The sequence below is a fragment of the Pontibacter sp. HJ8 genome, assembly GCF_054824225.1.
In genome coordinates, this window is record NZ_JSYF01000012.1 from 6,451 (window position 1) to 17,565 (window position 11,115).

At 54.5% G+C, this 11,115-nt stretch carries 8 protein-coding genes; 4 read left to right on the top strand and 4 right to left on the bottom strand.

Features of this window, described 5'->3' with window-relative positions; translation table 11 throughout:
* Positions 1 to 404: 404 nt before the first annotated feature.
* The gene (uvrA, locus tag OB13_RS00605) at positions 405 to 2,945 is read right to left on the bottom strand and encodes an excinuclease ABC subunit UvrA (protein WP_461488197.1); all 2,541 of its coding nucleotides are present in this window, start codon (positions 2,943 to 2,945) and stop codon (positions 405 to 407) included.
* 20 nt (positions 2,946 to 2,965) lie between these two features.
* Between uvrA and OB13_RS00610 the strand changes: the two genes are divergently transcribed.
* Positions 2,966 to 3,235: a hypothetical protein gene (locus OB13_RS00610; RefSeq protein WP_461488198.1), complete on the top strand. Its 270-nt coding sequence runs from the start codon at positions 2,966 to 2,968 to the stop codon at positions 3,233 to 3,235.
* Between the two features lie 18 nt (positions 3,236 to 3,253).
* On the opposite strand, the gene OB13_RS00615 is transcribed toward OB13_RS00610, so the two are convergent.
* Both OB13_RS00615 and OB13_RS00620 read right to left on the bottom strand, forming a co-directional pair.
* A complete protein-coding gene (locus OB13_RS00615; RefSeq protein ID WP_461488199.1) occupies positions 3,254 to 4,090 on the bottom strand; it encodes an alpha/beta fold hydrolase in 837 nt (278 codons plus the stop codon).
* Positions 4,091 to 4,385: 295 nt separating this feature from the next.
* Positions 4,386 to 5,063, bottom strand: coding sequence for a hypothetical protein (locus OB13_RS00620; protein WP_461488200.1), 678 nt, complete (start codon positions 5,061 to 5,063; stop codon positions 4,386 to 4,388).
* A 473-nt stretch (positions 5,064 to 5,536) separates the two neighbouring features.
* Between OB13_RS00620 and OB13_RS00625 the strand changes: the two genes are divergently transcribed.
* Positions 5,537 to 7,285 (top strand): ABC transporter ATP-binding protein, encoded by a 1,749-nt coding sequence (locus OB13_RS00625; RefSeq protein ID WP_461488201.1) that lies wholly within the window; start codon positions 5,537 to 5,539, stop codon positions 7,283 to 7,285.
* Positions 7,286 to 7,589: 304 nt separating this feature from the next.
* Here OB13_RS00625 and OB13_RS00630 read toward each other — a convergent pair whose 3' ends face one another.
* Positions 7,590 to 8,213 carry an MEDS domain-containing protein gene (locus tag OB13_RS00630; RefSeq protein ID WP_461488202.1) on the bottom strand — a complete coding sequence of 208 codons (624 nt, stop codon included), beginning with the start codon at positions 8,211 to 8,213 and terminating at the stop codon, positions 7,590 to 7,592.
* 406 nt (positions 8,214 to 8,619) lie between these two features.
* Here OB13_RS00630 and OB13_RS00635 point away from each other — a divergent pair, with 406 nt between their 5' ends.
* Both OB13_RS00635 and OB13_RS00640 read left to right on the top strand, forming a co-directional pair.
* Positions 8,620 to 9,162 carry a hypothetical protein gene (locus tag OB13_RS00635; RefSeq protein WP_461488203.1) on the top strand — a complete coding sequence of 181 codons (543 nt, stop codon included), beginning with the start codon at positions 8,620 to 8,622 and terminating at the stop codon, positions 9,160 to 9,162.
* A 362-nt stretch (positions 9,163 to 9,524) separates the two neighbouring features.
* The coding region (locus OB13_RS00640; RefSeq protein WP_461488204.1) for a carboxylesterase/lipase family protein at positions 9,525 to 11,115 on the top strand (1,591 nt) is incomplete at its 3' end.

Below are 11,115 nucleotides of genomic sequence, written 5' to 3' on the forward strand. Positions count from 1 at the left end.
TCTGGACGAGAAGGTTTAGTGGATAGGTATAGCGGGCAGGTATAGCCAAATTAACTTACAACTCAAGCTACGAAGGTATAGCTTCAGCCAAGTGCACTTTACGGCGCTCCACTGTTCGAGCGTTCAGCGAGTTTGTGTTGTCTTGACTTTTTTGCTTACTTTTTTTGTCAAGAAAAAAAGTGAGGCCCCGCCGGCCAGGCGAAGCAATGCAACAATGGCAGGTTGAAGCTTGATGAAACTGCAGCTACACAATAGGTATAGCAGCTCGTACCGGTGGGAGGTTATCCAAACATCAGTTACAACTACAATGTACAAGGTATAGATCATAAAGAAGCTATACCTTCACATGGGCCGGAGGCCCCACTATACCCGACACGAGCGAGGACGCTCGCGCCATGGAGAGGCTACTTCTCCAGTATCCGCTTCAAAAACGGAGCTGTCTTACTCCCTTCAGCCGCCGCTACTTCCTCCGGCGTTCCCGCCGCCACTACCTGTCCGCCGTCTTCTCCCGCACCCGGACCAATGTCAATCACCCAATCGCTGCCAGCTACGACGCGCATGGTATGTTCTACGACAATGACCGTGTTGCCAGCCTCTACCAGGTTATCCAGTTGGACCAGCAGCTTTTCGACGTCGGCAGGGTGGAGGCCGGTGGTGGGTTCGTCGAGGATGTAGAGCGTGTTGCCACGCTGGGCCTTTTGCAGCTCGGTGGCCAGCTTGATACGCTGCGCTTCGCCACCGGAAAGCTCTGTGGCCGGCTGCCCCAGGCGCAGATAGCCCAATCCGACTTCCCGAAGCACCGTAAGGGCACGGTGCACCTGTGGCTCCTCCTCAAAGAACTCCCAGGCAGCATCCACCGTCATCCCCAGTACCTCGGCAATGTTCTTGTCGCGGTAGGTAACTTCGAGGGTTTTGGCATTGTAGCGGGCTCCGTGGCAGATAGGGCAAGGGGCGTATACACTCGGCAGAAACAGCAACTCTACCATCACAAAGCCTTCACCCTGGCAATTTTCACAGCGGCCTTTGGCTACGTTGAAAGAGAAACGGCCGGCGTCATACCGGCGTGACCTGGCCATCGGGGTAGCGGCAAAGAGCTTGCGCACGTGGTCAAACAATCCGGTGTAGGTGGCCATGTTAGAGCGCGGGGTACGGCCGATCGGCTTTTGGTCCACGCGCACCAGTCGTTTTATACCTTCCATACCTTCGGTGATCTGTCCGCCGGACCGGAGTGGCTCAGCCCTTTCCAGTTCTTCGCCTTCTTCCTCCTCCAGCGGGAGCACATGACCCAGGTGCCCGGCGACCAGCTCCACCAGCACCTGGCTTACCAGGCTGGACTTGCCGGAACCCGATACACCTGTTACGGTTGTGAACACACCCAGCGGGAATTCGGCATCGAGATCCTGCAGGTTGTTGCGTGTCACACCACGCAGGCGCAGCCAGCCAGTAGCTGAGCGGGGTGTCCGGTCAGGCAAAGCTGCGCTTTCAAAAAGGTAGCCGGCGGTACGGGAAGCCTGCACCTGCTGCAGTCCTTCCGGTGGGCCGCTGTACACGATTTCGCCTCCCTTTTCCCCGGCGTCCGGTCCCACATCCACCAACCAGTCGGCATGGCGGATCACGTCCAGGTTATGCTCCACCACAAACAGCGAATTGCCTGCCTTTTTCAGTCCTTCCAGTGCCGTTAGCAGCGCCAGGGTATCGGAAGGATGCAGGCCGGCTGATGGTTCATCGAGCACATACACCACGCCAAACAGGTGGGAGTAGAGCTGTGTGGCAAGCCGCAGGCGCTGCAGCTCCCCCGGCGACAGGGTAGGGGTGCTGCGCTCCAGCGACAGGTAGCCCAGTCCGAGGTCGAGCAGCACCTGGATGCGGGCTACCAGGTCTTCGGCAATGCGCTGCGCCACAATGGTCTGTTCCGGGTGCTCGGCCTCCTGCTGCTCATGGCCGGTAGCCGTTCCTTCGGCAAAAGGCCGGAGTATCGTAGCAACCCGTTTCAGGGGTAACCGGGAAAGTTCGGTGATGTCGAAGCCGGCAAATTTTACGGCCAGGGATTCCGGGCGCAGGCGCTTGCCCTGGCAGTTAGGGCAGTCGGTGCTCAGCATGAACTGCATCACCCGCTTCTTCATAAGCGGGCTGTTGGTATTTGCGAAGGTATGGAATACATGCCGGCGGGCGCTGCTGAAAGTACCCATGTAGTTGGGTTCTTCTTTGCGTTTGAGGGCGCGTTGGGTCTGTTCCGGGGTATAGCCCGGGTATACGGGTACGACAGGCTGTTCGTCGGTGAACAGGATCCAGTCCCGGTCTTTTTTGGGGAGTTCCCGCCAGGGGCGGTCTACATCAATGCCGAGCGTGACGAGGATGTCGCGCTGGTTTTGCCCGCCCCAGGCAGTGGGCCAGGCGGCTATCGCCCGCTCCCGTATCGTCAGTGAATCGTCGGGCACCATGGATTTTTCCGTCACTTCATAGATCCGGCCCAGGCCATGACAGACAGGGCAGGCTCCTTCGGCGGTGTTCGGCGAAAATGCTTCGGCATAAATGATGGACTGACCCGGGGGATAATCCCCGGCACGGGAGTAAAGCATGCGCACCAGATTGGAGAGGGTCGTCACACTCCCAACCGAGGAGCGGGTGGTGGGGGTGCCGCGTTGCTGTTGCAGGGCCACGGCCGGGGGCAAGCCTTCAATGGCATCTACTTCCGGCACCGCCATCTGGTGAAAGAGCCGCCGGGCATAGGGCGAAACAGACTCCAGGTAGCGCCGCTGTGCTTCGGCATACAAAGTCCCGAAAGCCAGGGAGGATTTGCCAGAACCTGATACGCCCGTAAATACCACCAGGGCATCGCGGGGGATCGTTAAATTTATGTTTTTGAGGTTATGTTCCCGTGCTCCGCGCACAGTTACGAAGCCGGTATATTCTTTCGGAGATTTCTTTTGCGGGTCTTTTGCCATATGCGAAGTTAAGCAGCTGCATGCAATTGTATGAAAGCTATACCTGCAGCAATCTTGTGACCAGCCTGTTTACTGAGTTGAGAGGAGAAGGTTTTGAGACGCGAAGGCTCATCACACAGGTATACCGTCCTGTCGCAAACGAAGGACCTGTACCTTATCCTGAACAAACGCAGCCCGTTTTCCGGATGCTGCTATCCATCCAGGATCAGCGGGCAGCGCCTGGTTCATACGCACAGGGGAGAAACAAAACAGCCGCTACGTGGAGGGCAGCGGCTGTTCCGGTAAGCTGACACAGGTATACCCGGCACCTAACGGCGGAGGAAGTCCAGCAGCACACTGTTGATCTCTTCTTTGTGTGTGACACATATGCCGTGCGAGCCGCCTTTGATCACCACATACTTATTGTTGCGGATCTTGCCAGCCGCCTGCTCGCTGCTGGTTTTGATCGGTACGATCTGGTCGGCATCGCCGTGTATGATGAGGGTGGGCACCGTCACATTGCGGAGTTCCTGCCGGAAATCGGTATAGGCCCAGGCTTTGGCTGTTTCGATGGTGGCCCTCGGGGAGGCATGCGAGGCAACCGTCCAGTCGTAGCGCAGCTGCTCTTCACTCAGCGTGCCTTTGTTGTTGCTGTAGTTGTAGAACAGCTTTCCAAATCCGGCCAGGAACGGTACGCGGTTGGTTTTGAGAGAGTCCAGGATCTCGTTCAGCTTGTCTTCCGGCACACCATCGGGGTTATCATCCGTCTTTTGTACGAGCGGAACAATGGAGCTGATGAGCACTGCTTTGTCGATGCGGTCGTCGCCAAACATGGAGAGGTAGCGTACCACTTCGCCGCCGCCCATCGAAAATCCGACCAGCACGCACTGGTACAGGTCCAGTTGTTCGATGAGGGCCCGCAGGTCCAGTGCCAGAGAGGTATAGTCGTAGTGGTGCCAGGGCTGGTCGGAGTCGCCGAAGCCCCGGCGGTCATAGGCAATGCAGCGGTAACCGGCATCCACGAGGGTCTGTATCTGGTTTTCCCACATCCTGTGGCTCAGCGGCCAGCCGTGGATCAGGATCACCGGCTGCCCTTCCCCGTAGTCCTGGTAGTTAATGTAAACGTTTTCTCCTTTCTGAATGTCGTCGGTTTCGATAAATGGCATAGCGTTCAGTTTGTTTTGGTTGAGGTATGTTATTTGACTTTAGCCGGATACGGCTTGTTCCTTTAACTTGGTTTCTGCGGAAATGTTTGCCGATTGTATGGTCAGAGAAGGGAGCCCGACGAACCCTTTTGTGGTGGCTATTTTTTGACCTAAATCAAATTGGGTGGAATAGGTATAGCTGTGCTACTCCGTGCGGTAAAGCTGTTTGTGTGGGTAGGAGAGCAAGCAGGAATGAGACTTAAAAAAAACAGGCTGCAAGCCTTCCTATACCTGCAGCCTGTAGCTATCTTCTTGCTTATTGCTGTTCCAGCAGCTCGGTTGCTTCGGCAGCTCCTTCGAATTCATGGGAGGTAAAATCACCGGTACTGATCCAGTTCTCGGAGGTCAGGATGCTGTACTGATGATTGGCAGCTGGTTTAAGCTCCCAAAGGATGCTTTCTGCCTCCGGGAAGGGTTTGTCCCCTGCCATTTGCTCCGTGAACAGCCTTTTCACCAGGTTTCTGTCCGATAGTCCCGCACCCAGCAGTTTTAACGCCATCACGCGGGTGAGCTCGGGCGCTGTATCTTCTTCCAGCGGGGTGATGGTACAGTCAATCAGGGTTGCCTTGGTGTTGGGGAATTTGCCGTTGAAGGCCTTGTATAAAAGCTGGTTGATGTGGAACAGACGTGCATGCAGGCTGATTTCCGGATATTCCTCCACGATCTTGTCCAGGAGCATGTCGTTGGATATCTGGTCAATCTGGCCCTCGTTCAGCTCCTCGCTCAACTTATACGCCAGCAGGATGGCAGCCGCTTCGTTGGGCTCATAGTCCGTGATGGCCATCAGAAGCAATTCGTGCAGGGTGTCTTTCGGAGCTTTCTCCGCATCCGGATAATTAAACTTTGCCAGTAGCTGGATGTAATCCTCGTTTGTCCAGTAATTTGGCATTTCCTCTACTGTGGCAACGTCGTTAATTTTTATTTGATAGTTCATGGAATAGACTTGTAAAATCTGAATTCTTTTAAAAGAATATTGAAAAGTCAAGCTTGCTATGTACCAGGAAGTGGCACGTTGAATTTGTTTTTGTGCGGATAAGCTTGATGGAGAGCCAGCGGAGCAACTTAACCTCCTTTTTTTGCAACAGAAAGGAGGTAGCCCGAGCGGTGACTCATACCTATACAAAGGTATAACTCCGCTTAAGGTTCAATTGTTGTAAGGCGGGAAGGGAAAGCCCGGTTGCCGGTTGTATGGATTCATAGAAACATAGCGAATATGCGCCAGAGCAGGAGGGATGCAAAACCAATGCTGCCTGTTTTTGGTCAACCTGAGCGGATTTTATTTAACTTTATGGAAATCGCTACAACGGCATTTGTCGGTACGTGACGGAATTTAAATCCATACCTCTCCAAAGAGAACAAAGAAATTGAGCTACCTTTCCACGTTATATTTCCCCTTCTAAGCGATACATGTCGAACTCTAAAAAATTAAAAAACGTCACCTTAGGTCATGTTTTCAAAACCATCATCTGGCCTCGGAAAAAGTACCTGACGATCGGGCTGGTCCTGATCATCATCAGCCGCCTGGCCGGACTGATCCTGCCGGGAGCCAGCAAGTACCTGATCGATGACGTGATCCCGAACGGAGATTCGACCATGCTCAAATGGCTGATCGGGGCAGTGGTCGCGTCCATCGTCATTCAGGCGGGCACCTCTTTTGCCCTCACCCAGATCCTGAGCGTCGAAGCGCAGCACCTCATTTCCCAGCTCCGCGCCAAGGTACAGCGGCACATCATCCAGCTGCCCATCCGTTTCTTCGACAATACCAAAACCGGTGAACTGGTATCCCGGATCATGACCGATGTGGAAGGGGTCCGGAACCTGGTCGGAACCGGTTTTGCCCAGATGGTGGGAGGTGTGCTGACCGCACTCATCAGCCTGGTGCTGCTGATCGTGATCAGCCCGCTGATGACCCTGTATGTGCTGTTTCCGGTGGTCATTTTTGGCTTCATCTCGACGAAGGCTTTCGCAAAGATACGCCCTATCTTCAGGGAGCGCGGCGTGATCAATGCCCAGGTGACAGGCCGGCTGACGGAAACACTGGGAGGCGTTCGGGTGATCAAGGGATTCAATGCCGAGGAGCAGGAGATCCGGATATTTGAGGCGGGCGTCAACCGGCTTTTCCTGAATGTGAAGAAAAGCCTGGTCACGACGAGTATGGTCACGAGTGCCGCTACGTTGCTGCTGGGCCTGGCTTCTGCCGGTATCATGGGTATAGGCGGATACCTGATCATGCAAGGGGAGCTTACCTTCGGCGATTTCCTAGCCTTCACGCTATACCTGGGTTTTATGATCGCGCCTATTGTGCAGATGAGCAACATTGGCAGCCAGTTTACGGAAGCCTTTGCTGGCCTGGACCGTACCGAAGAGATTCTGAACATGCCCCTGGAAGATGCCGGCGGTCACCGCACCCTGAAGCTGGATGCCATTCACGGCGATGTTATTTTTGACAAGGTATCGTTTGCGTATGAAGCCGGAAAAGAAGTGGTCAAACAGATATGTTTCAGAGCCCCTGCCGGCTCCGTCACGGCCCTGGTCGGCACCTCCGGTTCAGGCAAAACCACGATCGCCGGACTGGCCGCTTCTTTCCTGAACCCGGAGAGCGGTACCATTACCGTAGACGGGCATGACCTGCAAAAGATTAGCCTGCAGAGCTACCGAAGCCAGCTGGGCGTTGTGCTGCAGGACGACTTTTTGTTTGAGGGCACTATCCGCGAAAACATCCTTTTCCCGCGCCCGGATGCCACGGAAGCGCAGTTGCAGCAGGCCGTGCAGGCAGCCCACGTACAGGAATTCACCGATCGCTTTGAGGATGGCCTGAACACCCTGATCGGGGAGCGGGGCGTCAAACTTTCGGGCGGGCAGCGGCAACGCATTGCGATCGCCCGGGCTGTGCTGGCCGACCCGCGTATCCTGATCCTGGACGAGGCAACCTCCAACCTGGATACGGAAAGCGAGAGCCTGATACAGGCCAGCCTCAAAACGCTGATGCAGGGGCGCACGACCTTTGTGATCGCTCACCGCCTCAGCACCATCCGCCAGGCCGACCAGATCCTGGTGATCGAACAGGGGCACATCGCCGAGCAGGGCAGGCACGAAGAACTCCTCGAAAAGAAAGGGAGATATTACCAGCTCTATACCTACCAGGCCAGGATTTAAAACTTATATCGTCTTTAAAAATTACACGGCCTATGGCATAGCACAGCAGGTAGCCGGTTTGCCTTGCTATACCTGCGGGTATATAGGTATAGCAAGGTTTGCTTACTGACTGTTTACCTGTTAAGCGGGGATGAAAGATTTCGTAGATCCAGCCATGTGTCAGGTATCGCTATACCTCTGCCGGCAGGGCGAAAGGGGCCAGGGCTGAAGCCTGTGCAAGAGCTATCAGGGTGTAAGCAAGGGCATGCGCTGTCCGCTCAGGCTGGCAATGAGTCAGCCCGAGCAGGTATAGCTGGTATAGGAATCAGTTGATTTCCTGGTATGATAATTTGGTGCTGGATACACCCGAGTTGGTGATTATCTTGGAGTGGGCTTTGCAAATAGTTGAAAGCGCGTTGGCCGTATCTTCTGAAAACTGGTTCTTAGGGTAGGCACATAAAAGGGAGAAAGACTCTTTTTCGAAAAATGCATTCCACAGGTGTTCCAACATCATGGTGGCCGCACTGTTTCCTTGTTCCCATAAGATAGCGACCATCTCTCCAAAAGCGCGCACCTGCCGTTTGCTATCCCGTATACGATCGAATATTGCGGTAATCGTTTTCACAAAAAGACTGTAATCAGGAAAATCGTTCACCATGAATTGAGACAAGATGTCGGCTGCCACCAACGGGATGTACTGATTGGAAGCGCAGAGTGCGTCCACATTCAAACCGTGAAGCCTTAACCCCCACTCCAGGGTATGCAGGTGCTCTTTGGTAGCAATAAGAATGACACTCTCATTGGCAGATATACCTCCGGTTACAAAGCCCTCCAACAGGTTCAGAAGTGCGTCTTCAGATTCATAAATCTGTACTACATGCGAACAGACCGCTACTTCCCGCCAGAACTTCTCCGAATTACATTGTTGCCAGTCTTTATTTGAATGCATGGTTGTTCCGGGTTATTTATAAGGTAAGGTCTGGCCTGAACAATGGCGCTAAGCTTACAAAAGTTAATTAAATGCTCCTGGTTATGGTTCGCCAGATCGCTGATACGGTCAGCCCACTGGTACCAGGAAAGCCGTTCTTGGCAGGTAAATCCCTTTCTAAAACCAAGATAGAAATATTATTTTGAGACACAAAACTGTATTACCGGGATTCTGTTTCCCGTTTTCAGCTAGATACTCAAAATTTTTTGCCTGCTACCAGTACGTAGTTTCCGAAGTGTATACGGCATACTGCAGCAGGTGGGTTATCCGTTTTTATACTTAAGGAAGGCATGTCGCTAAAAAAATATAAGCACAAGCTGCAGGCTCTGGCTGGCGGGCAACGTATACGAACAGACATATCGCAAAAATGAGATGGATATTTCTATTTATGCTCCTGCTATGCTCCTGCGCCACACAACGCCAGGCTGAAAAGCATTTCGACAAACACACAGATCAACTGGCAGCATACGTAGACAAAAATGACGCCTACACCCGGCAATATGGCGGAGCTTACGCTGCCCGGCATTTCCCTCCCAGGTTTTATGCGCCTGCCATCTATGCACAGTCCCCCATCGCACCCACCAGGTTGAGCCCCATCCCGATGCAGGAGAGAAGAACGGCAACCTCTGTGGCTCCCGGTGCTGCACGCTACCCGGGTTACAAAACTGTCTATCAAACAAGAACCGTTTACCTGCAGGACACAATCCGCATAGACTCGCTGCACCGCGAGCTGGAAATAGAAAGCCTGGCCAACAAGGCCATCCGCAAGCGCCTGAAAGACACCGAAGCTGAGCGCGACTACTGGCAGGAAATGAACCGGAAGAAGTTCTGGACCCTGATCGCTATGGCTGTTTTCGGGGTGTTGTATATCCTGTTTAAGGTGCTGGCGGACCGGGTCCGGGAAACATAAACTAAGAAATGTCGACGATGGCCTGCCCCGGGCGAAGCGAGGTATGGCACAAGACCGCTGACGGATTCACAACCCTTCGCTTACCACAATGCCTGCTGAGCGAAAGGTATAGCCAGGTCCTATGAGCAGTTATCTGTATAATAGCCTCTGGAGCAGCTTCCGAAATTGCCAGCCGGACCGGGGAAGCGGGCAGGAAGGGAAGCTCCCCCTGGCAAATTCTGGAGGTATACCATTTGTATCCTCGCGCAGAAGTAAGTATAAGAATGTCAGCTTAGAAAGTCGTTTTATCGTAGTGTAATTATTCTTTTCTTATCGAGTCATAACCCGGTAGATATCCTGCCTGTAACCGTACGATCGAACTTATGCGAAAGCTCTATACCCTCTTCCTTTTCTTGCTGCCGGGCCTGCTGCTACAGCCTGTCGCCGAAGCTCAGACCAAAACAAAAGCGACCGGCTTGCTGGCTGCCAACCAGGCAAAAACCGCGAACGGGCTGCTGGAAGGTACCCTGGAGACAAGTGGTATCCGGTCTTTTAAAAGCGTACCCTTTGCTGCGCCTCCGGTCGGGGAGCTGCGCTGGCGAGAGCCGCAGCCGGCAAAGAACTGGCAGGGCGTGCGCAGGGCTCAAAAGTTCGGCCCACGAGCCATGCAGCTGGCCGTGTTCGGGGACATGAACTTCCGGTCCGATGGGATGAGCGAAGACTGCCTGTACCTGAACGTGTGGACGCCTGCCAAATCGGAGAAAGAGCGGCTGCCGGTGCTCGTTTACTTTTATGGCGGCGGATTTATAGCCGGCGATGGTTCCGAGCCCCGTTACGATGGCGAAAGTATGGCAAAGAAAGGAATAGTAGCCGTTACGGTGAATTACCGCCTGGGCGCTTTTGGTTTCTTCGCACATCCGGAACTGACAAAAGAGTCGCCACACAAGTCGTCGGGCAACTACGGCTACATGGACCAGAACGCGGCGCTGCGCTGGGTGAAGCAGAACATCGCAGCATTTGGCGGCGACCCTTCCAAAGTTACGATTGCCGGTGAGTCGGCAGGCTCCATCTCGGTGAGTGCCCAGATGGCCACGCCGCTCTCCAAAGGACTGATCGCAGGTGCCATCGGGGAAAGTGGCGCCCTGATCAACACAGGACTGGATCCGATCCCGTTGGCGGAGGCGGAGCAGAACGGGGTGGCTTTTGCCGGCAGCATCGGGGCAAATTCCCTGGCGGAGCTACGGGCTATACCTGCCCAGCAGCTCCTGGAAGCAGCAGGCAAGCCGGGAGTAGGTCGCTTCAATGCCACGCTGGACGGCTACTTTTTCCCGAAGTCACCGGCAGCTATCTTTGCGGCAGGTGAGCAGGCAAAGGTGCCGCTGTTGGCCGGCTGGAACTCCGAAGAAATGACATACCTGTTTGTGATGGGCAAGGAAGAACCGACTGTGGAGAATTACCAGAAGGTGGTGCGCAAACTATACCCGGAGCGGGCCGAGGAAGTACTGAAGGTATACCCGGCGACCACAAAGGAAGAGGTCCTGCAGGCTGCCACGGACCTGGCCGGGGATCGTTTCATCGCTTACAGCACCTGGAAGTGGCTGGACCTGCACAGCCAGACCTCCGGCCAGCCGGTCTACCGCTACCTGTTTTCACGGCCGCGCCCGCCGATGGTGCCTGAGATGGGCAATGCCTCCTCCGGGCTGGCCGGTGGCGTCGTGAAGGAAGAAGATCCGAATGCCATTAAAATGCCGCCTGCCCGGGGTGCCGTGCACTCCGCCGAAATCGAATACGCCTTGGGCAACCTATACTCCAACAAGGTATACGCCTGGACACCGGAGGACCAGCAGGTATCGGACGTAATGCTGAACTACTTTGCCAACTTCATCAAGACGGGCAATCCCAACGGCAAAGGGCTGCCAGTCTGGCCGGCTGCCAACAAAGGCGCGAAGGTACAGGTGCTGCACATTGACGTAA

What these genes read in the sequence shown, in the direction of transcription:
- OB13_RS00620 (WP_461488200.1), bottom strand. Translation starts at nt 5,063, where the DNA reads ATGAACTATCAAATAAAAATTAACGACGTTGCCACAGTAGAGGAAATG.
- OB13_RS00635 (WP_461488203.1), top strand. Translation starts at nt 8,620, where the DNA reads ATGAGATGGATATTTCTATTTATGCTCCTGCTATGCTCCTGCGCCACA.
- OB13_RS00610 (WP_461488198.1), top strand. Translation starts at nt 2,966, where the DNA reads ATGCAATTGTATGAAAGCTATACCTGCAGCAATCTTGTGACCAGCCTG.
- OB13_RS00615 (WP_461488199.1), bottom strand. Translation starts at nt 4,090, where the DNA reads ATGCCATTTATCGAAACCGACGACATTCAGAAAGGAGAAAACGTTTAC.
- uvrA (WP_461488197.1), bottom strand. Translation starts at nt 2,945, where the DNA reads ATGGCAAAAGACCCGCAAAAGAAATCTCCGAAAGAATATACCGGCTTC.
- OB13_RS00625 (WP_461488201.1), top strand. Translation starts at nt 5,537, where the DNA reads ATGTCGAACTCTAAAAAATTAAAAAACGTCACCTTAGGTCATGTTTTC.
- OB13_RS00630 (WP_461488202.1), bottom strand. Translation starts at nt 8,213, where the DNA reads ATGCATTCAAATAAAGACTGGCAACAATGTAATTCGGAGAAGTTCTGG.